21 protein-coding genes are annotated in these 21,258 nt (G+C 70.7%); 10 read left to right on the forward strand and 11 right to left on the reverse strand.

Going from position 1 to position 21,258, the window contains the following annotated elements; all coding sequences use genetic code 11:
• Positions 1–118: 118 nt before the first annotated feature.
• Genes iolD through YWY_RS0103425 form a run of 9 tightly spaced genes read right to left on the reverse strand, consistent with a single transcriptional unit; the run spans position 119 to position 9,551 of the window.
• Positions 119–1,999 carry a 3D-(3,5/4)-trihydroxycyclohexane-1,2-dione acylhydrolase (decyclizing) gene (gene iolD, locus YWY_RS0103385; protein WP_028846461.1) on the reverse strand — a complete coding sequence of 627 codons (1,881 nt, stop codon included), beginning with the start codon at positions 1,997–1,999 and terminating at the stop codon, positions 119–121.
• Between the two features lie 5 nt (positions 2,000–2,004).
• Positions 2,005–2,907, reverse strand: coding sequence for a 5-deoxy-glucuronate isomerase (iolB, locus tag YWY_RS0103390; RefSeq protein WP_028846462.1), 903 nt, complete (start codon positions 2,905–2,907; stop codon positions 2,005–2,007).
• Positions 2,900–3,829 carry a Cgl0159 family (beta/alpha)8-fold protein gene (locus tag YWY_RS0103395; protein ID WP_028846463.1) on the reverse strand — a complete coding sequence of 310 codons (930 nt, stop codon included), beginning with the start codon at positions 3,827–3,829 and terminating at the stop codon, positions 2,900–2,902. Before YWY_RS0103395 ends, iolB begins: the two co-directional genes overlap by 8 nt.
• Positions 3,820–4,755 (reverse strand): 5-dehydro-2-deoxygluconokinase, encoded by a 936-nt coding sequence (gene iolC, locus YWY_RS0103400; protein ID WP_028846464.1) that lies wholly within the window; start codon positions 4,753–4,755, stop codon positions 3,820–3,822. The genes YWY_RS0103395 and iolC overlap by 10 nt, the downstream gene beginning before the upstream one ends.
• Positions 4,752–5,528 carry an ATP-binding cassette domain-containing protein gene (locus YWY_RS0103405; protein WP_028846465.1) on the reverse strand — a complete coding sequence of 259 codons (777 nt, stop codon included), beginning with the start codon at positions 5,526–5,528 and terminating at the stop codon, positions 4,752–4,754. The genes iolC and YWY_RS0103405 overlap by 4 nt, the downstream gene beginning before the upstream one ends.
• The gene (locus tag YWY_RS0103410; protein ID WP_084608871.1) at positions 5,525–6,613 is read right to left on the reverse strand and encodes an ABC transporter permease; all 1,089 of its coding nucleotides are present in this window, start codon (positions 6,611–6,613) and stop codon (positions 5,525–5,527) included. Before YWY_RS0103410 ends, YWY_RS0103405 begins: the two co-directional genes overlap by 4 nt.
• Before the next feature lie 8 nt (positions 6,614–6,621).
• Positions 6,622–7,626 (reverse strand): sugar ABC transporter substrate-binding protein, encoded by a 1,005-nt coding sequence (locus YWY_RS0103415; RefSeq protein ID WP_028846467.1) that lies wholly within the window; start codon positions 7,624–7,626, stop codon positions 6,622–6,624.
• Positions 7,627–7,647: 21 nt separating this feature from the next.
• Positions 7,648–8,550, reverse strand: coding sequence for a TIM barrel protein (locus YWY_RS0103420; protein ID WP_051309692.1), 903 nt, complete (start codon positions 8,548–8,550; stop codon positions 7,648–7,650).
• Complete coding sequence (locus YWY_RS0103425) at positions 8,550–9,551, reverse strand: Gfo/Idh/MocA family protein (RefSeq protein ID WP_028846469.1); 1,002 nt, start codon at positions 9,549–9,551, stop codon at positions 8,550–8,552. Before YWY_RS0103425 ends, YWY_RS0103420 begins: the two co-directional genes overlap by 1 nt.
• Positions 9,552–9,722: 171 nt before the next feature.
• On the opposite strand from YWY_RS0103425, the gene YWY_RS0103430 reads away from it, so the two are divergent.
• The 4 genes from YWY_RS0103430 to YWY_RS0103450 all read left to right on the forward strand — a co-directional run bounded on the left by YWY_RS0103430 (position 9,723) and on the right by YWY_RS0103450 (position 12,905).
• Positions 9,723–10,718 (forward strand): LacI family DNA-binding transcriptional regulator, encoded by a 996-nt coding sequence (locus tag YWY_RS0103430; protein ID WP_028846470.1) that lies wholly within the window; start codon positions 9,723–9,725, stop codon positions 10,716–10,718.
• 565 nt (positions 10,719–11,283) lie between these two features.
• Entirely contained in the window at positions 11,284–11,439 is a 156-nt protein-coding gene (locus tag YWY_RS24280; RefSeq protein ID WP_169725208.1) for a DUF6131 family protein, read from the forward strand.
• A 103-nt stretch (positions 11,440–11,542) separates the two neighbouring features.
• A complete protein-coding gene (locus YWY_RS20080; protein ID WP_051309621.1) occupies positions 11,543–11,902 on the forward strand; it encodes a hypothetical protein in 360 nt (119 codons plus the stop codon).
• Positions 11,903–12,248: 346 nt separating this feature from the next.
• Complete coding sequence (locus YWY_RS0103450; protein WP_156899087.1) at positions 12,249–12,905, forward strand: hypothetical protein; 657 nt, start codon at positions 12,249–12,251, stop codon at positions 12,903–12,905.
• An 87-nt stretch (positions 12,906–12,992) separates the two neighbouring features.
• Here the strand turns inward: YWY_RS0103450 and YWY_RS0103455 are convergent, their stop codons facing one another.
• A complete protein-coding gene (locus tag YWY_RS0103455; protein ID WP_169725209.1) occupies positions 12,993–13,859 on the reverse strand; it encodes a ferritin-like domain-containing protein in 867 nt (288 codons plus the stop codon).
• A 134-nt stretch (positions 13,860–13,993) separates the two neighbouring features.
• Between YWY_RS0103455 and rimP the strand changes: the two genes are divergently transcribed.
• The 6 genes from rimP to rbfA all read left to right on the forward strand — a co-directional run bounded on the left by rimP (position 13,994) and on the right by rbfA (position 19,693).
• Positions 13,994–14,617: a ribosome maturation factor RimP gene (rimP, locus tag YWY_RS20085; protein WP_084608915.1), complete on the forward strand. Its 624-nt coding sequence runs from the start codon at positions 13,994–13,996 to the stop codon at positions 14,615–14,617.
• Positions 14,614–15,660: a transcription termination factor NusA gene (gene nusA / locus YWY_RS0103465; protein ID WP_028846473.1), complete on the forward strand. Its 1,047-nt coding sequence runs from the start codon at positions 14,614–14,616 to the stop codon at positions 15,658–15,660. Before rimP ends, nusA begins: the two co-directional genes overlap by 4 nt.
• Positions 15,555–16,100, forward strand: a complete 546-nt coding sequence (locus YWY_RS23565; protein ID WP_156899088.1) for a YlxR family protein — start codon at positions 15,555–15,557, stop codon at positions 16,098–16,100. Before nusA ends, YWY_RS23565 begins: the two co-directional genes overlap by 106 nt.
• A gap of 63 nt (positions 16,101–16,163) precedes the next feature.
• On the forward strand, positions 16,164–18,902 hold the full coding sequence (infB, locus tag YWY_RS0103470; RefSeq protein ID WP_028846474.1) for a translation initiation factor IF-2: 2,739 nt from the start codon (positions 16,164–16,166) through the stop codon (positions 18,900–18,902).
• A gap of 5 nt (positions 18,903–18,907) precedes the next feature.
• On the forward strand, positions 18,908–19,201 hold the full coding sequence (locus YWY_RS0103475; protein WP_028846475.1) for a DUF503 domain-containing protein: 294 nt from the start codon (positions 18,908–18,910) through the stop codon (positions 19,199–19,201).
• A 27-nt stretch (positions 19,202–19,228) separates the two neighbouring features.
• Positions 19,229–19,693 carry a 30S ribosome-binding factor RbfA gene (gene rbfA, locus YWY_RS0103480; RefSeq protein WP_028846476.1) on the forward strand — a complete coding sequence of 155 codons (465 nt, stop codon included), beginning with the start codon at positions 19,229–19,231 and terminating at the stop codon, positions 19,691–19,693.
• Between the two features lie 370 nt (positions 19,694–20,063).
• On the opposite strand, the gene YWY_RS0103485 is transcribed toward rbfA, so the two are convergent.
• Positions 20,064–21,092 carry a TRM11 family SAM-dependent methyltransferase gene (locus YWY_RS0103485; RefSeq protein WP_028846477.1) on the reverse strand — a complete coding sequence of 343 codons (1,029 nt, stop codon included), beginning with the start codon at positions 21,090–21,092 and terminating at the stop codon, positions 20,064–20,066.
• Between the last annotated feature and the right edge of the window lie 166 nt (positions 21,093–21,258).

The following is a 21,258-nucleotide window of genomic DNA, read 5'->3' on the forward strand; positions in this document are numbered from 1 at the left end:
CTTCGCTTGCCGAAAGCAGCGATCGCGGTCGTCACAATGGAAACCGCGATCGCCGAAGCGATCGCGGTGTGGGGGCGCCGTGGCCGCGGCGCCGGGTAGGCCCCGCGGCCACGGCCGATCACCGGGCGAGATACCGCAGTTGCCGGGATTTGGCGGCCTCGAAGTCGGCCCTGGCCGCCTGGACCGCCGAGCGGGACGACGTCTCGGGGACGCCGACTTCCCACCAGGCACCCGACTCGGTCCACGTCGTGGGATGGGTCCGCAGCACCACCACCGCGGGCCGCCGCTCGCTGATGGCCAGCTTCCTGGCCTCCGCGTAGGCGTCGGCGAACTCGCCGGGCTCGTCCACCGACAGCACCGAGCAGCCGAGCGACGCCGCGTGTGCGGCGAAATCGGTCTGCGGGGGAGTGTCGTGCGACGTGCGGCAGTCGGAGTACATGTTGTTGAACGCCGCGTTCCCCTGACCGCGCTGCAACCGGTCGATGACGGCGTAACCGCCGTTGTCGCACACCACCGCGACGAACGGATGGCCGGCGAACGCCGCGGAGTACAGCTCGGAGTTCAGCATCAGGTACGAGCCGTCCCCGACCAGCGCGGTCACCAGGCCGCCGCGCTCCAGCCGGTCCATGCGGGCGATGGCGGCACCCCACGCGCCGCACAGCTCGTAGCCCATGCAGGAGAAGCCGTACTCGACGTCCATGGTCGGCTCGGTGGCGTCCGGCACGGTGCGCCAGCCACCGATCAGCTCCCCGGGCAGCCCGCCGGAAGCGGTCAGCACGTAGTCGTCCGGGCCGCTTGCCTCGTTCACCTCGCCGACCACCTGGGCGTAGGTGGCCACGCCGTCGACCGGGTTGCGCAGCTTGTCGACGTGCGCGTCCCACTTGGCCCGCTCCTCGGCGGCCCGGCCGGTCCAGGCCTCGGGCGCGCGCCAGTCGCCGAGCGCCGCGGTCAGCTCGGTCAGCGTCTCGGCGGCGTCGCCCACCACGGCCACCGCGCCGTGCTTGACCGCGTCGAACCGCGCCACGTTGATCGACACCATGCGCATCTCGGGCGCGAACACGGTCCACGACGCCGTGGTGAAGTCCTGCAGCCGGGTACCGACGGCCAGCACCACGTCCGCCTCCGCGGCCAGCGTGTTGGCCGACGACGACCCGGTGATGCCGATCGGGCCCGCGTGGTTCGGGTGATCGTGCGGCACCAGCGTGCGTCCCGCGGTGGTCTCCGCCAGCGGGATGCCGTGCTTGGTGGCGAACTCGGCGGCCTGCTTGCCCGCCAGCGAGTAGCGCACGCCGCCGCCGAGGATCATCAGCGGCCGCTCGGCCCGGCGCAGCACCTCGGCCGCCTCGGCCACCTCGCGGGTGTCCGGCCGCGGCCGCGGGATGCGGTGCACCACCGGCTCGAACAGCGACTCCGGGAAGTCGAACGCCTCGGCCTGCACGTCCTGCGGCAGCGCGATCGTCACCGGGCCCGCCGTCTCCGGGTCGGTCAGCGTCCTGGCCACCTGCGGCAGCGTCGCGATGAGCTGCTCCGGCCGGGTGATCCGGTCGAAGTAGCGGGACACCGCGCGGAACGCGTCGTTGACCGTCACGGTCGGCTCGCCGAAGTGCTCCACCTGCTGCAGCACCGGGTCCGGCGCCCGCCCGACGAACGTGTCGCCGGGCAGCAGCAGCAGCGGCAGCCGGTTGGCGTGCGCGACACCGGCGGCGGTGACCATGTTCAGCGCGCCGGGGCCGATCGACGACGTGGCCACGGCGACCTGCCGCCGCTGCGTCGCCCTGGCGAACCCGGCGGCGGCCAGCGCCATGCCGCCTTCGTGGTGCCCGCGCCACACCGGCAGCTGGTCCTTGTACTCTTCCAGCGCCGCTCCCAGCCCCAGCACGTTGCCGTGGCCGAAGATCGCGAACACGCCGCCGAACAGCGGCCCAGTCGAGTTGTCCGGCAGCTCGACCTGCTGGGCCACCAGCCAGCGGACGAGCGCCTGCGAGGTTGTCAGCTTCAGCGTGGTCATCGCACCAGTCCTCGGGCGTCGGTCATCGGACAGCGTGGATCGGGCTTCTGGTCACCCCACGAATCGCGGACCCAGGCATGGGCCGGGTCGTCGCAGAAGGCCATCGAACGTTCCTCCGCCGGCCCGGCCAGCACGTTCAGGTAGTACATGGTGTAGCCGGGTGCGGCGATGCACGGACCGTGGTAGCCGCGCGGGATCAGGAACACGTCACCGTCCCGCACCGTGACGGACGCGTTGATCGCCCCGTCGTGGGTGTAGGTGCGGTGCATGCCGAACCCTTCCCTGCTCGGCTTGCGCCCGTCCCGGCCGGCGATGCGGAAGTAGTAGATCTCCTCGTTGACGACTTCGCACTCGGTCGCCTCGTCGTGCTTGTGCGGCGGGTACGACGACCAGTTGCCGTCCGGGGTGAGTAGTTCGCAGGCGTTCAGCTTGTCGGCGTGGTCCCACACCCCGGGCACGCCGAAGTTGTTCACCTGGCGCGTGGCGTTGCCCGCCCCGCGCACTTCCACCGGAACGTCCTCGGCCGGGCCGTAGCGCGGCTCCAGCCGCCGCTCGCACCGCGCCATGGGCAGCGCGACCTCGGTCGGCTCGCTCTGCTCCGCCGGGGCGCGCAGCGCCACTTCGGCGTCCCGCGGGACGTAGGCGAAGTCGGTCACCTTGGTGAACACCGACTCCCGGCCCTCCAGCGTGAACGTCTCCCCGTCGACCGACACGGTGCAGCCGCCGGACAGCGGCAGCACGAACGCCTCGTACCCGCCGGTCCGGACGACCCGCTCCACCCCTGGTTGCAGCCGCAGCACGCGCAGACCCGTGTAGGTCCACCCCGCCGACTCCGGGGTGAGCCGGACCGGGTCGTCGCCGTCGGCCAGACTGCCGTGCGGGCGCAACAGATCAGACATCTTCGTCAGCCTCCACCGACTGCAACGTCTTCGCGGCAGCAGCCACGGCGGCCGCGACATCTCCATCGGGCGGGTACAGCAGGGCACGGCCGACCACCAGGCCGCGCACCACCGGGTGGCGCAGCGCCTTGCCCCACGACGCCAGGTCCTGCGCCGGGTCCTTCGACGGCACCCCGCCGAGCACCAGCACCGGCAGGGTGGTCGCGTCCAGCGGCTCCGGCGAGGCGGGAGCGGGCAGTTTCAGCCACGTGTAGGCCGAGGTGGTGCCCAGCGCCGACGCCACGGTGATGGCCCGCGCCAGCGATGCCGGGTCCTTCAGCAGCTCCAGCCTGCCGGGGCCGGATGCGCCGTCGGCAGGCGGAACACGCCGGTAGGGGAGCGGTTCCACCATCGCCATCAGGCCGTTGGCGGCCAGCGCGGTGACGGCCTTCGCGGAGGCCTCCAGCGTGGGGATCGTCCCCGGGTCGTCGTCCACCAGCCGCAGCAGCAGCTTGCCGCCGTCCAGCCGGAGCCGGGCGATCGACTCGGCGTCGTAGCCGGTGAACCGGTCGTCGATCTCCCAGGTGGCGCCCGCCAGGCCGCCCCGGTTCATCGAGCCGATGACGACCTTGTCGTGCAGCGCGTCCAGCAACAGCAGTTCTTCCACCACGTCCGGCGAGGCCAGCACGCCGTCCACGTCGGGGTTCTCCAGAGCGGTCAGCAGCCGCTCCAGCAGCGAACGGCGGTTGGCCATCGCGGTGGGGTCACCGCCGACCGCCAGCGCGCCACGCGCCGGATGGTCGGCGGCGACCAGGAACAACGTGTGCTGCCCGGGCCGCAGCAACGGCCGACGCCGCCTGGTGGCGTAGGCGTGGGCGATCGCCGCGGGGTCGGTCGCCCGCACCCGCAGCAGCTCGGCCCACTGAGCATCGGTCAGTCGCACAACAACTCCTCGATCTCGGCGATGGTCGGCATCGCGTCGGCGCACGCGAGCCTGGCGGCCACCAGCGCACCCGCCGCGTTGGCGTACCGGCCGATCCGCTCCGGCTCCCACCCGGACAGCAGGCCGTGCACCAGCGCGCCGCCGAACGCGTCACCGGCGCCGAGGCCGCACACCACCTCGACCCGCTGCGGCGGCACCGTCCACGAGCCGTCCTGGGTGTACAGCCGGACGCCGTCGCCGCCGAGCTTGATGATCGCCAGCTCCACGCCCTGGTCGAACATCCGCTTGGCCGCCTCGTCCGGATCCGCCGTCCCGGTGGCCACCTCGACCTCGGTCCGGTTGCCCACCGCCACGGTGACGTGCTGCAGCATCCAGCCGATCTCCCGGCGGGCGGTGTCGACGTCCGGCCAGAACATCGGCCGGTAGTCGAGGTCGAGCACGGTGTGCTGCCGCCGCCGGCGCCGTTGCAGCAGCTCGCGCTGCGTGCTCCTGGCCGGCTCGGCGCTCACCCCGGTGCCGGTCACCCACAGCAACGGGACCTGCTCGACCACCTCCCACGGCACGTCGTCGGTGGTCAGCGTCAGGTCCGGGGCGGTAGGCAGCCGGTAGAACAGCAGCGGGGGATCCTCCGGCGGGTCGAGCGCGCAGAACACCACCGGGGTCTGCAGGTCGGGCGCGGTGCCCACGTAGTCCGGCGACACCCCGAAGGACCGCAGCGCCTTGCGGACGTAGTCGCCGAACGGGTCCGGGCCGACCTTGGTGAGGACGGCGGCGCTGCGGCCCAGCCGGGCCGCAGCGACCGCCACGTTCGTCGCCGTACCTCCCAGGGACTTGGCGAACGTCTGCACGTCCGCCAAGCCCACCCGGCTCTGCTCCGGGTAGAGGTCGACGCCGACCCTGCCAACTGTCAGCACTTCGACGGTCACGAGGCTTTGACTCCGCGTAGTTCGTGTTCCAGTGCCTCCAGCTCGGCACCACCGGCCATCTGCTGGGTCAGCTCGGCCAGGGTGATCTCCGACTTGGTGTAGTTGCCGAGCGGCGCGCCGCGCTTGAGCAACAGGAACCGGTCGCCGACCGGGTACGCATGGTGCGGATTGTGGGTGATCAGCACCACGCCCAGCCCGCGGTCACGGGCCTGGGCGACGAACCTCAGCACGACACCGGTCTGCTTGACGCCCAGCGCCGCGGTCGGCTCGTCGAGAATGAGCACCTTGGCGCCGAAGTGCACCGCGCGGGCGATCGCCACGCACTGCCGCTCACCACCGGAGAGCGTGCCCACCGGCTGCTCCACGTCGCGCAGGTCGATGCCCATCTCGGCGAGCGCGCGCTTGGTGGTCTGCTGGGCCTTGCGCCGGTCGAGCACGAAGCCGTACTTCCTGGGCTCGGCACCCAGGAAGAAGTTGCGCCACACGCTCATCAGGGGCACCACCGCCAGGTCCTGGTACACGGTGGCGATTCCCATGTCCAGCGCTTCCCGCGGCGAGTTGAACTTCACCGGCTTGCCCTCGAAGAGGAACTCGCCCCGGTCGTGCTGGTGCACGCCGGCGAAGATCTTGATCAGCGTGGACTTGCCGGCGCCGTTGTCACCCAGCACGCAGGTGACCTCACCCGCCCTGACCTCGGTGGAGACGTCCCGCAGCGCGATGACGTTGCCGTAGGTCTTGCCGACGTTGCGAACCTCGATCAATGGGGTGCTCATCGTCTGACCCTTTCCGCGCGCCGCCGCAACGAGTTGTTCACCAGCACCGCGGCCAGCAGCAGCACACCCAGGAAGAGCATGAACCAGTCGCTGTCCCACTGGGCGTAGATGATTCCCTGCCGGGCCATGCCGAAGATCAGCGCGCCGATCGCGGCACCGACCGCGGAACCGAAACCACCGGTCAGCAGGCAGCCGCCGACCACCGCGGCGATGATGAACTGCAGCTCCAACCCGATGCCCTGGTTGGCCTGGACGCTGGCGAACCGCAGGATGTTGATCGATCCGACCAGCCACCCGGCGAACGCCGTGGTCATGAACAACAGGATCTTGGTGCGGACCAGCGGCACACCGACGGCGCGTGCGCTGGTGGGCGCACCGCCGACCGCGAAGATCCAGTTGCCGAACCGGGTACGGACCAGCACGAAGGCGGCAAGCGCGGTGAGCAGGATCCACCACACCACCGAGATCCGGAACGGCTGCCCGAAGATGTCGATGGTGGAGGCGAAGAACAGGCCCGCCGACTCGTAGCCTTCGGTGGCACGCATGCCGGACACCTGCACGGTGCCGGTGGCCAGCCTGGTGACACCCAGGTTCAGGCCCTGCAGCGCCAGGAACGTACCCAGCGTCACGATGAAGCTGGGCAGCCCGGTGCGCATGACCAGCCAGCCGTTGAACGCTCCCACGCCCAAGGCGAAGATCAGCGACACCAGCAGGGCCAGCCACACGTTGAGACCGGCCTGAGTGGCCAGCAGCGCCGTGACCAGCGCGGTGGAGGCGGTCATCACCCCCGCCGACAGGTCGAACTCGCCGCCGATCATCAGCAGGGCGACGGCGATGGCCATGATGCCCAGTGTCGAGGCGTCGTCGAGCCACGTCGCCACGCCGCCGAGGGTGAGGAACTGCTCGGTGATCACCGAGAAGAACACGAACACCACCAGCGCGCCGAGCGCCGCCCCGATCTCGGGGCGCACGATCAGCCGCTGGGCCAGCCCGACCTGGGCCAGCCGTTCGTCTTGCGTCGACGATCGGACGGTGCCTTTGTCGGCTTCCTGGCCCGACCCCGACGTCGAGGTTGTTACGGACATGCTCCTCCCTACCGCGTGCCGCGCTCGGCGTACTTGGCGACGTCGTCGATGTTCGACTCGTCGACGAAGCCGGGGCCGGTGAGCACCGGCTGCCCGCCACCGAGCGTGTTGGCGTTCTCCACGTAAAGCTTGAGCATCACGATCGGCAGGTAACCCTGCTGATACTGCTGCTGGTCCACGGCGAACTCGATCTCACCGGACTTGATCTTCTCCACCACGTCGGCGTTCAGGTCGAACGTGGCGATCGTGGGGGAGGAGCTGGCGCCCTTGGCCGCCGCGGTGGCGTTCACCGCCACCTGCGGGTTGAGCGTCAGCACCGCGTCGACCGACTTGTCGGCCTGCAGCGCGCCGCGGATACGCGACTCGATGTCGGTGGGGTTGTTGATGTCCACCTGCAGGTTCTTGACCTCACCGCCGAACCCGCGCTTGGCGCCGTCGCACCGCTGGTTCAAGCCGATGTTGCCCGCTTCGTGGATCACGCACAGCAGCTTCTTCTTGCCGTCTTCCTTCAGCCGCTTGCCGGCTTCCTCGCCTGCGATGTCCTCCTCTTGTCCGACGTGGGCGATGGCGCCGAACTCCCTGCTCTTGGCCGAGCCGGAGTTGATGGTGATGACCGGGATGCCTGCCTTGACCGCGTTCTCGATCGCACCCTTGAGCGCGTCCGGGTTGGCCATCGACACCACGATGCCGTCGACCTTCTGCGTCACGGCGTTGTCGATCAACCTGGCTTGGGCACCCGCGTCGCCGTCCGAGGTGTACTCGACCCCGACGCCGAGGTCCTCACCGGCTTGCTCTGCGCCGTTCTTGACCACGTTCCAGAACGCGTCACCCGGGGTGCCGTGGGTGATGACCGCGAAGTTCAGGTCACCGTCGCCGCCACCACCGCCGCCGGTGTCGTTGGTGCCGCCGCTGGACCCGCTCGGTGGCGTGCACGCCACCAGCAGCGCTGCACTCGCTGCGACAGCAAGTCCGGAGAACAGCCGCCGACGGCGGGATGAGTGCTTCGACCTCATTGTCAACCTCCACGGTGTAAGTCATCGGTGGGACGTACCGATGATCGACTTGAGGTAGCGCATGGACCGTTCCGTGTCCACCTTCGGGCGGTCGACGTCGCCCGTTTCGTCCTCGGGCAATGCGGTGTCCTGCTCCAGGACGTACCAGCCCCGGTAGTCCGCCGAGCACAGCACGCGGATCATCTCCGCGATGTCGACGTCACCGTCGCCCAAGGGCGCGTACAAGCCTTGCGAAATCGCCGCGGTGTAGGTCAGTTCGCCTGCCCGCACCCGCTCGGCCACGGCGGCGCGCACGTCCTTCAGGTGCACGTGACCGACGCGGTCGGCGTGCTGCTGCACCAGCCGGACCGGGTCGGTGCCGCCGATCATCAGGTGACCGGAGTCCACGCACAGTGGCAGCGACGAGTCGCGCAGGAACCGTTCCACCTCGGGTTCGGTCTCCACGTAGGTGCCCACGTGCGGGTGCAGCACCGTGCGCAGGCCGTAGCCCGCGGCCACCTCGGCGACGGCGTCCGCGGACCGGATCAACGTGTTCCACTGCTCGTCGGTCAGTTCGGGTCGCTCGTCGTAGCCGGTCAGCCCGGTGGCGGCGGCCAGCACGAGCACTTCCGCGCCACCGGCGGACAGTTGCTTGGCGGAGCGCTCGGCCGCCGCAACCGCCTCGTCGACCGACACGTGCAGCGGGGTCGCCAGGAAGCCGCCGACCAGGGACAGGCCGAACTGGCGCAGCAGCGCCGACGGGTCGTCCGGCAGGTACCCCGGCGGGCCGAGTTCGGTCGCCGACAGGCCAAGTTCGGCCATCTCGCCGAGCACCTTCGGCGGCTCGAGCACCCGGCCCCAGCCGGGCACCTCGCACACGCCCCAGGAGATGGGCGCCGCGGCCAGGCGGATCGACGCAGCCGGATCCGCGAACGTCTGGGTCATCACTGCGCCTCCAGTCGGACCGGCCTGCCGTTGCGCATCGACTCCTCGCACGCTTCGGCCAGCCGCAAGCTGTTCAAGCTCTCGCGTGCAGGCGACGGATTCTCCGCCCGGCCGGCGATGACGTCCGCGAACACGCGCAGCTCGTTCAGGTAGGCGTTCTTGTACCGCTGCATGAACGAGTCCCAGGGCTGCTTCGGTTCGATCGGGTCCGGCTCGACCCGCACCAGCGGGGCGTGCTCGTCCCAGCCGACCGCCAGCGTCTGCTTGCTGGCGTAGACCTCCAGCCGGCAGTCGTAGCCGACCGGCTGGTGGCGGCCCGCGGTCAGCTGCGCGTGCGCCCCGGAGGCGAAGCGCAACGTGACCACGGCGTTGTCCACGTCACCGGCGTCGGCGAATGCCTGGTCGACCAGCACCGACCCGGACGCCCACACCTCCACGACCGGCTCGCCGATCAGCCACGGAACCATGTCCAGGTCGTGGATCAGGCAGTCCTTGAACAGCCCGCCCGAGGTCGGGATGTACTCCTTCGGCGGCGGGACGTGGTCGATGATCGCGGCCCGGACCAGGTAGACCGAGCCCGCTTCGCCGGACCGCAGCCTGCGGCGAACCGCGACCGTGGCCGGGTCGAAGCGGCGCTGGAACCCCACCACGACCTCCACGCCGGACGCGTCGATCTCCTTGACCAGGTCCGTCATGGTGGGCATGTCCGGCCCCAGCGGTTTCTCGCACAGCACCGGCGTCTTGGCCTGCACCGCACGTCGCACCAGATCGGCATGGGTGTCCGTGGGCGTCGCGATCACCACGCCGTCCGCGGCCAGCAGCTCGTCGAACGACGCCACCGCGGTGACGTGCTCCGGCAACGAATCGGCAACCGCCTCGGCGCGTTCTGGCACGGGGTCGAACAGCAGGATCTTGTCCGGCGCTTCTCGCCCGTCCAGCTCGGCGAGATGCGTGGCGTGCATCTCGCCGATGCGGCCGACTCCGGCGACTCCAATGTCCATGTGTCCTCGCAAAACCTTTCGGGTGACTTCCGGAGTCCGATTAGAGCGCTCTAATAGTGATGGGGCTCTCATGTTGTAGCGTTTCGCGCGGAGTGTCAACCCTGGTGTCAACGCGGCGACACCCGGCGGTAACAAAGCGGATGGAGGTGCGCGGTGGCAAGCCGGCCGACGATGGAGGACGTGGCTGCGCGGGCGGGGGTGTCGCGCGCGTTGGTGTCCCTGGTCATGCGGGGGGCGCCGAACGTCAGCCAAGCCCGCCGGGACGCGGTCTTCAAGGCCGCTCGAGAGCTCGGCTACTCGCCGCACGTGATGGCCCGGTCGCTGGCGTCCCGCACGTCGACGGTGCTCGGCGTCATGGTGTCCGACCTGCACAACCCGTTCTTCGCGGAAGTGGTGGACGGGCTGGAGGCGGTCACCCGCAAGGCGGGCTTCGAGCTGATCATCAACACCGGCAGGCGCACGCCAGCCGGCGAGCGGCAGGCGGTGCGCAGCCTGCTGTCGTTCCGTCCGGCGGGAATGGTGCTGCTCGGGCCCGCGGTGGAGACCGCGGAGATCAAGGCGGCGGCCGAGCAGGTCCCGGTGGTGCTGGTGGCCAGGTCGACTCGCCTGCGCTCGGCCGACACGGTCAACGACGACGGCAGGGCGGGCTCCGAGCTGGCCGTGGATCACCTGGTCGGCCTGGGCCATCGCCGGATCGTGCACTTCGACGGCGGGCGCGGATCCCAGTCGGCGCTGCGCCGCCGCGGGTACGTCGACGGCATGAAGAAGCACGGCCTCCAGCCGTCGGTCATCCGCAGCGAGTACACCGACGTGGCCGGCGCCAAAGCCGTGCGAACGCTGCTCGAGCAGGACGAACCGTTGCCGACGGCGATCGTCGCGGCGAACGACGTGAACGCCATCGGGGCGATCTCCGCCCTGGAGGAGGCCGGGCTGCGGGTTCCGGACGACGTGTCCGTGATCGGCTACGACAACACGTCGCTGTCCACGCTGGCGCACGTCGGCCTCAGCACCGTCGACCAGCCTCGAGAAGTGATGGGCAGGCTGGCCGCGCAGGCCGTTCTGGAGCGGGTCCGCGACGGCAGGACCGAACCGGTGCGGCATCTGCTGCACCCGAAGGTGATCCAGCGGGAGACGACCGCGCCCCCGCCGTCCGATTCGGCGCGCTGAGCGCCGGTCGCCCGCTTCCGCTCCCTCCACCGGCCGATGCGGCGGCCGGGGAACGGCGCGGCGCATCGCTGCGGGAACCGCGTGGTCGGCCGGTACGCGCCGTGCGCGGCATCCTCGATGCCCGGTACGGCGGGAAGCAGCAGGTCACCACGATCGGTCGGCATCGCGCCGGAGATCCCGGCGAACGCCACCAGATCGGGTGTGCCGTTCGGAGCGAACGCTGGTACGCGTAGTGATCAACGTGCCGCGCGGTGTTGTCACGGTGCTCCAACTGGGCGACGAACTTTGACCGAAGAGTCGTCCGTGCCGGTCGAACGGGCAACCCGGAACGCGCGTGGAGCAGGCCACCGGGCGGATCTCCGGCCGACGGGTCGCATCGTGCTTCCGGGTCCTTCCGGGGCGGGTTGCGCCAAGCGACGGTGCGCCTTCAGGTCCATCCGGCCCATTTGTGCCGCCAATGCGGCCGTCGGCCCGACTGACGCGTTTGCGCTAACCCGATCGGGGGCAACCGCCGGTGTCCCGCGACCGGTGGGGCGAGCAACGCGGAATCGACGAGGAGCAACTGATGATCATCTTGGGCTTGATCCTGCTGGTGCTGGGGTTGGTGCTGGACGTCGGCGTGCTGTGGACCATCGGCGTGGTGCTCCTGGTGGTGGGCGCGGTGCTGTTCCTGCTCGGCTCGCTCAACCGGCCGGTGCTCGGCAGGCGGCACTACTTCTGACCGGGTCCGCTTCCGGTGCCGCTTCGGCGCGGGCCGGAGGCGCCGTCGGGCGGCGCGATTCGCCGCGCTGCCAGCCGGGTACTCGCGGACGAGGTGAGGACGGATGACCGAGGCATCGGACGAGCAGGCGCCGTTGTCGCCGAGCGAGCAGCTCGACCAGGACGACCTTCAGGCCGACCCGCTGGAAGGGGGCGCCGAACTGCCGGAAGGCTGGGCAGGCGCGGACCGCTACGGCATGACCCAGGCCGAGCAGGCCGAAGGCGAGCCGCTGGACGAGCGGTTGCGACAGGAGCGACCCGACATCGGGCCGGACGACATCGCCGACGCGGGCCGTCTCGGCGACGACGAGGTCCTTCAGGGCCGTGTCGAGGAGCTGCCGCGGGTGCGTGACGTGCCTGCGGACAACGCCGACCGGGCGGGCGGTCCGGAGGACGACCCGATTCGCGGTTCGGACGACCACTGAGGTTCGGGCGGTGACCGAGTCTGGCCGGCGAAAGCCTGCCGGCGCGGCACGCCAGGTGGACGGGGTTTCCGGGCGAATTCCCGGCAAGGTCGGGTGCCGCCGCGCGGCAGTACTCCGGTGCGGTCCCTCCGCGCTTCTCGTCGTCGGTGACGCACATCACGAAGTCGCCGCGGCGTTCTCTTGGTTCGCGGCCTTTGCCACGCGTACCCGGTTCGGCATCGGGCCGACGTCCGGTGCACAAGGTGCAGTCCGTCTCGTTCGGGGCTTCGTCCGAGCCACCGCGAGCCGCTACGGTGGCGGGGTCATGACCGCGACGCCGAGATACCCCATGGCGCCGGACAGGCCCGTGGCATCCGCCTCACCCGGCCGAGTACGCACCGCGCGGGTGCTCTTCGTGCTCGGCCTGGTGATCGTGGCCGCGCTGTCCAGCTTGGTGTGGTGGTCGATCCGCAGCGACCCGGACGAGACGCGCTTCTCCTCCGCCGACCGGCCCTCCTCTTCCGGCGGCGCTGCCGACGACAGCGGCGGCGGCCCCGGCCGCCCGCCGGTCCTGCGCGCGGGCCGGTTCACCTACCGGGCACTGGCGCCGCTGGACGTCCGGCAGCGCTGCGACGACGTCTCCTACGGCAAGGTGCGCGAGTGGTTCGCCGAGCGTCCCTGCCGCGAAGTGATCCGTGGGCTGTTCGACGTCCGCGCGGACGGCGCCAGGGCGGCGGTCGCGGTGTCGGTGGTGACGATGCCGAGCCGGTCGCAGGCGCGCGCACTGAAGAAGCTGACCGACACCGACGGCACCGGCAACGTCTCCGATCTGATCAGGGACGGCACCGTCTCGCGGCCAGGGCTGCCCCAGGTGGCCGGCGGCAAGTACGCGTCGAAGACCAGCGGGCCCAGGCTGACGATCGTGGAGGCTGCCTTCTTCGGCGACACCCGCAATGCCGCACTACTGGACCAGATCACCACTCAGGCGTTGCGGCTCGAACCGAAGATGCGCGCCCGGCGATGACCGGGCCGGGTCGCTCCGTTGTCGTCGCAGGCCTGGCCGTGGCGATGCCGGCCCTCCGGCTTCGGTGGTGAACCTTCCGCCGGACGATCAGGACCTGGCTCCTGGCATGGCGAGTGCCGCCGGCCGCATCCCCGCCTCCAGCCGCCATCGGGTCAGGCGGGCGGCGGATGCCTGCATCGCGGCCACCGCCAGCGAGCGCACCTGGGCAACGTCGCAGTGTTCGATCACCACACGCCAGGCAGCCACGGCATCCGTTTCCGCCGCGACGACCGCCGCGCGAGCCGACTTGTCGTCCTTCACTGGCTTGGGTGTGGCGTACGCGGTCTCCGCCAGCACAGGCGTGGCTCCCGCAGAGATCAACGCTGCTTGCGCCGCGTCTCGCCGCTGCCGGTGTTCGACGGTGGCCGCGCGGAGGCCTTTGTCGTAGCTGCCCGGCAGGAACGCGGTGACCAGCCCGAAGACCCACAGCGTCGCGTGCTCGGCGGCGAGCGCGTCCTGCAGCGTCTGGACGGCCGCCTCGTCGAGCTGGTCGCCCGGGTCCGGGGCCGCGAACCGCGGTGCGGGTGGCGATCCCAAGCTGCCGTCGAGCGCGAGCCCGGCACTGCAGCCAGCGGCGACCGAGGCCAGCAGGCCGGCCCGCGGCCTGCTCTCCCGCGGGATGAGCCCCACCGCCTGTTCGGCGGCCGAGCGCAGCCGCTTGCCGAGCGCTTTCGGCGACGTCGCAGGCGGACGGTCACCGGCCGGGGCGGGCGGCCGGTTGGCCCGGTCGACCTCCCGCTGGACCGCATCGGCCTGTGCGGCGCGCAGCTCGGCGATCTGCTCGGCCAGCTTGCCGCCCATCTCGCGTGCGGCCTCCGCGTCGGCGCGCGCCGCGGCGGCCACGGGCGCCAGCGGGTCGGGTGAGTCGTCGTATCCACCCGAGCACGCCGACACCGCGGACAGGGCGAACGGCATGGTCAGCAGGGCTGTACCACTCCACCGGAGCACATCACGACGACCCACCTGCACACCCAGCATCCTGCCAGGTGCGTACCTTAAGCTGGACCGACACCCACAACCGCCAGCCCAGCCGAATAGGGGAGATGCCCATGACCAACGATCTCGCCAAGCGGTTGGAGCCCATCGTGGTCGACGTGGTCGACGGGCTCGGGTTCGACCTGGACTCGCTGGAGGTCCAGCAAGCGGGCCGGAAGAAGCTGGTGAAGGTCGTGGTCGACGCCGACGACGGGATCGGTCTCGACGAAATCGCCGATACCAGCCGTGCACTGTCCCGCAAACTCGACGAGCACGATCACCTGATCGCGGGCGCCTACACCCTCGAGGTCACCTCACCGGGCCTGAACCGGCCGCTGACGCAGCGCCGCCACTGGCGCCGGGCCCGCTACCGGTTGGTGAAGATCACACCGGCCGAGGGGGAGCCGTTCGTCGGCCGGGTGGGGTATGCGGGCGAGAAGTCGGTGCGGGTCCTGGTCGGCAAGCAGTTCGTCGACGTCGCCTACGCCGACGTCGCCACCGCGGTGGTGGAGGTGGAGTTCAAGCAGCCGCCGGCCGACGAACTGCGGATGATCGAGGAGGACGAGGCGGAACAGGCCGCCCTGCACGGCGCCGATTCGCCTGACCCCGGCTCCGGGCGGCACACTGGGAGGAAAGCAGCAGGCACCGGCAAGCCTGCCTCCCGGTGCTCGGCGACCAAGGAGGATGACGCCCGATGAACGTGGACATTGCCGCGCTGCGGGCGATCGAGCGGGACAAGGACATCCCGTTCGAGACGGTGCTGGAGGCCATCGAGTCGGCTCTGCTGACCGCGTACAAGCACACCGAGGGGCACCAGCCGCACGCCAAGATCGACATCGACCGCAAGACCGGGTACGTGCGGGTGATCGCGTACCGGCTGAACGAGCGCGGCGAGCCGGTCGAGGAGTGGGACGACACTCCGGAGGGATTCGGCAGGATCGCCGCGACCACCGCGCGCCAGGTCATCGTGCAGCGGCTGCGAGACGCCGAGCACGAGAAGACCTACGGCGAGTTCGCCGCCAAAGAAGGCCAGGTCATCGCCGGTGTCGTCCAGCGAGACGCGCGGGCCAACGCGCGCGGCATGGTCGTGGTCGCGTTCGGGGAGACCGAGGGCGTCATCCCGGCCGCCGAACAGGTGCCGGGGGAGCGGTACGAGCACGGCACCCGGTTGCGGGCCTACGTGTGCGGCGTGGCGCGCACGGTGCGCGGGCCGCAGATCACGCTGTCGCGCACCCACCCGAACCTGGTGCGCAAGCTGTTCGAGCTCGAGGTGCCGGAGATCGCCGACGGAACCGTGGAGATCACGTCGGTGGCCAGGGAGGCGGGCCACCGCACCAAGATCGCCGTGCGGTCGACGGTGCCCGGGGTGAACGCCAAGGGTGCGTGCATCGGCCCGGTCGGCGCCCGGGTGCGGAACGTGATGAGCGAGCTGGGCGGGGAGAAGATCGACATCATCGATCACTCCGACGACCCGGCCACGTTCGTCGGGAACGCGCTGTCGCCTGCGAAGGTGGTCTCGGTCCAGGTGGTCGACGAGCGCACGAGGACGGCGCGGGTGATCGTGCCGGACTTCCAGCTGTCGCTGGCCATCGGCAAGGAAGGGCAGAACGCTCGGCTGGCCGCGCGGCTGACCGGATGGCGGATCGACATCCGCAGCGATGCGGAGACCGCCGGGCAGCCGGAGCCCGCGCCCGCGGGCCCGCAAGCGGCCTCGGCGGCGGGCGGCACACCGGAGCAGTAACCACCTTCGGTACGGAGTGGACCGGAACGATAGACTCGACTGTGGCGCAACACCAGCTGACGACCTCCTCGCACGGTGCATCCGGTCACCAACCGGTTCGCACGTGTGTGGGATGTCGGAAGCGGGGGTTGCGTAGCGAGCTGGTGCGAGTTGTCGCGCTGCGTGGGCGCGCCGTCGTCGATCACCGTCGGCGGTTGCCTGGCCGGGGTGCCTGGCTGCACCCCGATCAGCGGTGCCTGACGCAGGCGATCCGGCGGAAGGCTCTGCCCAGGGCGTTACGGGTCTCTGGGCAGCTGGACACCGGCGAGCTGGAAGACAGCTTCGCGAGCGGACTTGTCTCCGGCACGCAGGACGAGGAGGGGTACGGCAGGCCCGTGCCACGCCGAGGTAACGAAAGCAGGTCGACCCGTCATGAGTCAGCCGTGAAGCTGAAGCCATGAACGCGCGACAGTAAGGACGAGGTCAGCGGGTAGCGCCGCCGGCCTCTGCAGATGAGGAGAGCAGTGGCAGGCAGAGCCCGCGTACACGAGCTCGCGAAAGAGCTCGGCGTAACGAGCAAGGAAGTACTCGCCAAGCTGAAGGAACAAGGCGAGTTTGTGAAGTCGGCATCGTCGACGGTCGAGGCGCCGGTCGCCCGGCGGTTGCGCGATGCGTTCGGCGGGGGCAAGAAGGCCGACGAGAAGAAGGACGACAAGAAGGGCGCGTCCGCCAAGTCGTCGGCGGGACAGGCCAAGTCGGGGGCGGCCACGTCCGATGCGGCGCCCAAGCCTGTGCCGCCCAAGCCCGGCGGCACCACCGAGCAGCCCGCTGCCCAGCCGCAGCAGGCCAAGCCGCCGGTGCCCAAGCCCGGCGACATCAAGCCGGGACCGAAGCCGGGTCCGGCCCCCACGCCGAGCGTCATCCCGCCACGCCCCCAGGGCCCCAAGCCGGGCCCGAAGCCGGGGCCGCGGCCGCCGCGGGTCGGCAACAACCCGTTCGGCGTCGGCGCCGGTTCCGCGCCGCGTCCCGCGCCGCCTCGGCCGGGTCCCGGTGGTGAGCGGCCGCGTCCGGGACAGCGTCCGGCGGCCGGTGGCAGGCCCAGCCCCGGCAACATGCCGCCCAGGCCGAACCCGGGCATGATGCCGCCGCGCCCGCAGCGTCCCGCGGCGGGTACCGGTGGCCGCGGGGGCCCCGGGGGTCCCGGTGGCCGTGGCCGTGGCGGGCCGGGTGGCCCGCGCGGCGGTGGCGGCGGCGGTTTCCGCGGCGGTGGTGGCGGTGGCTTCCGCTCCGGCCCCTCGGCGCCTCCCGGCGGTGGTTTCCGCGGTCGGGGGCGTGGCGGCGCGGCAGGCGCGTTCGGCAGGCCCGGCGGCCCGAGCCGCAAGGGGCGCAAGTCGAAGCGCCAGAAGCGCCAGGAGTACATGGAGAACATGCAGGCGCCGACCGTCGGCGGCGTGCGCCTGCCGAAGGGCAACGGCGAGACCATCCGGCTGCCCAGGGGCGCTTCGCTGACCGACTTCGCCGAGAAGATCGACGCGAACCCGGCCTCGCTGGTGCAGGTGCTGTTCCACCTCGGCGAGATGGTGACCGCGACCCAGTCGGTCTCCGACGACATCCTCGAGCTGCTCGGCTCGGAGATGAACTACAAGGTCCAGGTCGTCTCGCCGGAGGAAGAGGACCGCGAGCTGCTGGAGTCGTTCGACATCACCTACGGCGAGGACATCGGCGACGAGGAGGACCTCGAGTACCGGCCGCCGGTGGTGACCGTGATGGGCCACGTCGACCACGGGAAGACGCGCCTGCTGGACACCATCCGCAAGACGTCGGTGCGGGAGCACGAGGCCGGTGGCATCACCCAGCACATCGGCGCCTACCAGGTGTCCACCGAGCTGGACGGCGAGCAGCGGCTGATCACCTTCATCGACACCCCGGGTCACGAGGCGTTCACCGCCATGCGTGCCCGTGGTGCCAGCGCGACCGACATCGCGGTGATCGTGGTGGCGGCCGACGACGGCGTGATGCCGCAGACGGTCGAGGCGATCAACCACGCCCAGGCGGCCAAGGCGCCGATCGTGGTGGCGGTCAACAAGATCGACAAGCCGGACGCCAACCCGGCCAAGGTGCGCCAGCAGCTGACCGAGTACGGACTGGTGGCCGAGGAGTACGGCGGCGACACGATGTTCGTCGACATCTCGGCCAAGCAGGGCACCAACATCGACCAGCTGCTGGAGGCGATCCTGCTGACCGCGGACGCCACGCTGGACCTGCGGGCCAACCCGAACATGCCCGCGCAGGGGGTGGCCATCGAGGCGCACCTGGACCGCGGCCGTGGCCCGGTGGCCACCGTGCTGGTGCAGCGCGGCACGCTGCGGGTCGGCGACTCGATCGTGGCGGGCGAGGCCTACGGGCGTGTCCGGCGCATGGTCGACGAGCACAACGAGGACGTCACCGAGGCGCTGCCGTCGCGGCCGGTGCAGGTCATCGGCTTCACGTCGGTGCCGGGCGCGGGTGACACGTTCCTGGTGGTGGACGAGGACCGCACGGCTCGCCAGATCGCCGAGCGGCGCCAGGCCAGGGCGAGGGCGGCGCAGAACGCGCAGAAGCGCAAGCGCATCAGCCTGGAGGACCTGGACTCGGCGCTGAAGGAGACCAAGCAGCTGAACCTGATCATCAAGGGCGACAACGCCGGTACCGTCGAGGCACTGGAAGACGCCCTGATGAAGCTGGACGTCGGCGACGAGGTGGAGCTGCGGGTCATCCACCGCGGCGTCGGTGCGATCACCGAGGGCGACATCAACCTGGCGATCGCCGACAACGTCATCGTGCTCGGCTTCAACGTCCGTGCCGAGGGGAAGGCGACCGAGATCGCCACCCGGGAAGGCGTGGACGTGCGCTACTACACGGTGATCTACCAGGCGATCGAGGAGATCGAGAACGCGCTCAAGGGCATGCTCAAGCCCGAGTTCGAGGAAGTCGAACTGGGCCGGGCCGAGGTCCGCGAGGTGTTCAAGTCGTCCAAGGTCGGCACCATCGCCGGTTGCCTGGTCACCTCGGGCCTGATCCGTCGCAACGCCAAGGCGCGGCTGCTGCGGGACAACGTGGTGGTCGCCGACGACCTGCAGATCGCCTCGCTGCGCCGGTTCAAGGACGACGCCACCGAAGTCCGCGAGGGCTTCGAGTGCGGTCTCACCTTGGGCAAGTTCAGCGACATCAAGGTGGGCGACGTCGTGGAGACCTACGAGCAGCGGGAAAAGCCCCGTGAGTAGGTGAGGTGTACGTCGGTGTCCTGGAGCTGGACATCGTCCTGGGCGATGTCCGCTCCTTGAAGGAGAAGCGGTCCGTGGTCCGGCCGGTGATCGCCGAGCTGCGCAAGCGGTTCGACGTGGCGGTCGCCGAGGCCGGCCACCTGGACCTGTATCGCCGCACGTTGATCGGCGTCGCCGCGCTGTCGGTGGACGCCGGTCACGTCGGCGAGGTCCTCGACGCCTGCGAACGGCAGGTCGCGGGGCGCCCGGAGCTGGAGCTGGTGTCGGCCCGCCGACGTTGGCTCGGTCCCGGGGACTAGGCACAGCGAGTCAAGGAGGGGTGCGCGGTGGTGGATCACGCCCGGGCGCGCAGGCTGGCCAAGCGGATCGGGCAGATCGTGGCCTCGGCCATCGAGCACGAGATCAAGGATCCGCGGCTGAAGAACGTCACGATCACCGAGACCCGGTTGACCGGCGACCTGCGCGACGCGACGGTGTACTACACGGTGCTGGGTGAGACCGTGGACGCCGAGCCGGACATGGCCGCGGCCGCGGCCGCGCTGGAGTCCGCCCGCGGGTTGCTGCGCAGCAAGGTCGGTGCGGGGACCGGGGTGCGGTTCACGCCGACGCTGACGTTCGTCCCCGACCATGTGCCGGAGTCCGCGCGGCACATCGACGAGCTGCTGGCCAAGGCGCGCGCAGCGGACGCCGAGCTGGCGCGGCGGGCCACCAACGCCAAGCCTGCGGGCGACCCGGATCCGTATCGCAAGCCGATCGACGCCGACGAGACGGACGAGGCCGACGCACGGTAGGCCGGGCTGCCTGGCCCGGCAGCCTGCCCCGTTGGAGCCGCGGCACCGCCCGCTGGGGGCCTTCGGGCTGTCCGGCTCGCTGTCACGACGCCAGGTGGTCCGTGCCCCGCTGTGGATTGCGGTGGTGCGTCATGATCCCGGTCGTGGCCCACGAAGGTGGTCCATGCCTGCCGCGGACCTCGGTGTCTCGTACTCGAGGCCCGCAAGGGCGCTGACGTTCGTGCGGCCAGCGGGACCCGCGGCGCCAGGTCGGCTGCGCCGGCCCTTGCCTGTCGTCTCGCCTTCCGGGCCGGCCCCGCTCCAGCCGAGTGCCGGGGCATGCCACGAACCGGCACAGCCCGCAGACGTCCCGCTACGGAGCCGCTCGCGGCTAGGGTTTCGTCGCCACCACCAGGTCACGCACGATCGCGTTGTCCACTCGGTGGGCGAACTGCTCGTAGTGCGCGCCCTCACGCGGCTTCAGCCCGGCCCGGGTCAGCAGGTCCAGCAGCTCACCGCGGGGCAGCGTCAGGTCGTTGAAGGAGATCCCGATCGCTCCGCCCGGCTTGAGCGCCGTGACCCAGACGGGCACGGCAGCCGACAGCAGGTCCCGCGGGCTGCGCTGCAGCTCGCCGGCCTGCCTGCTGCCGTGCTGCACGCCGTACGGCGCGTCGGTGACGATCGCGTCGAACGCGTTGCGCCCGAAGATCTTGGCGGTGTGCAGCGTGTCGGTCGCGCGGAACGACAGCGTCCGGGTCCTGCCCGCCTTGAACTCCTCCTTGGTGGGCGCGTAGGTGATGTCCAGCCGCCGCCCCAACCGGCGCCGCTGCCACCGCAGCGGGCCGGACTCCGCGGTGTGCTTGAACTTCTTGGTGCGCAGCCACGTCTTGATGAACCGCTCGTACGCCTCGAAGTCACGGTCGGCCAGCTCCACCCCTGCCGCGTCGAAGCCGTACATCATCGCCTGGTTGAGCGTGGTGCCCCGGCCGCACAGCGGGTCCAGGACGCGCAACGGGCGGCGCAGCATGGCCAGCGGCTCGGCCATGGCCAGGCACGTCACGTTGAGCAGCAGCCGGGTGAACTGCTCGTTGGTCTTGCCCGCGTACTTCTGGATGGTCAGCAGGTCGGAGTCGAACCGGTCGAGCGGCCGGATCGGCACCGGGCGCAGCAGGTCCTCGTCCACCCGCTGGAACAGCGCGTACAGCGACGAGGCGTTGGACAGCAAGGCCAGCCGGTCGCCGGTCAGCTCGGGCGCGGTGAACCGCACGTAGTGCAGCCCGGCGAGCTCCACTTCGTCGGTGTCCGCGATCCCGCCCACGGCTTCGCCGAAGACCGCGAGCTCGGCGCGCATCAACCGTGGCGCGTCGTCGGCGTAGACGCGGTTCGCCGATGGCAGCTGCAAGATCAAGTACTCGGACACGGTCGACTCAGCAGACGGGTCGGTGGACATGGGTTGCCGGCGATGATCAGACGATGCGGGTGAGTCCGACGGCACTGTTCGATGGTAGTGCCCGCGCTGATCGTCGGGGCGACCACGTAGCTTGCTCGTGTGAACCTCAGTCACTCCAGCAACAGTGAAGGGGAGC

The sequence above is a fragment of the Thermocrispum agreste DSM 44070 genome (assembly GCF_000427905.1).
GTDB classification, from domain to species: Bacteria; Actinomycetota; Actinomycetes; order Mycobacteriales; family Pseudonocardiaceae; genus Thermocrispum; species Thermocrispum agreste.

Coding starts and splice junctions, on each gene's coding strand:
- iolB (WP_028846462.1), bottom strand. CDS start 2,907: ATGTCTGATCTGTTGCGCCCGCACGGCAGTCTGGCCGACGGCGACGAC.
- YWY_RS0103405 (WP_028846465.1), bottom strand. CDS start 5,528: ATGAGCACCCCATTGATCGAGGTTCGCAACGTCGGCAAGACCTACGGC.
- YWY_RS0103410 (WP_084608871.1), bottom strand. CDS start 6,613: ATGTCCGTAACAACCTCGACGTCGGGGTCGGGCCAGGAAGCCGACAAA.
- YWY_RS0103415 (WP_028846467.1), bottom strand. CDS start 7,626: ATGAGGTCGAAGCACTCATCCCGCCGTCGGCGGCTGTTCTCCGGACTT.
- YWY_RS0103420 (WP_051309692.1), bottom strand. CDS start 8,550: ATGACCCAGACGTTCGCGGATCCGGCTGCGTCGATCCGCCTGGCCGCG.
- YWY_RS0103425 (WP_028846469.1), bottom strand. CDS start 9,551: ATGGACATTGGAGTCGCCGGAGTCGGCCGCATCGGCGAGATGCACGCC.
- YWY_RS0103430 (WP_028846470.1), top strand. CDS start 9,723: ATGGAGGACGTGGCTGCGCGGGCGGGGGTGTCGCGCGCGTTGGTGTCC.
- YWY_RS24280 (WP_169725208.1), top strand. CDS start 11,284: ATGATCATCTTGGGCTTGATCCTGCTGGTGCTGGGGTTGGTGCTGGAC.
- YWY_RS20080 (WP_051309621.1), top strand. CDS start 11,543: ATGACCGAGGCATCGGACGAGCAGGCGCCGTTGTCGCCGAGCGAGCAG.
- YWY_RS0103455 (WP_169725209.1), bottom strand. CDS start 13,859: ATGCCGTTCGCCCTGTCCGCGGTGTCGGCGTGCTCGGGTGGATACGAC.
- rimP (WP_084608915.1), top strand. CDS start 13,994: ATGACCAACGATCTCGCCAAGCGGTTGGAGCCCATCGTGGTCGACGTG.
- nusA (WP_028846473.1), top strand. CDS start 14,614: ATGAACGTGGACATTGCCGCGCTGCGGGCGATCGAGCGGGACAAGGAC.
- YWY_RS23565 (WP_156899088.1), top strand. CDS start 15,555: ATGGCGGATCGACATCCGCAGCGATGCGGAGACCGCCGGGCAGCCGGA.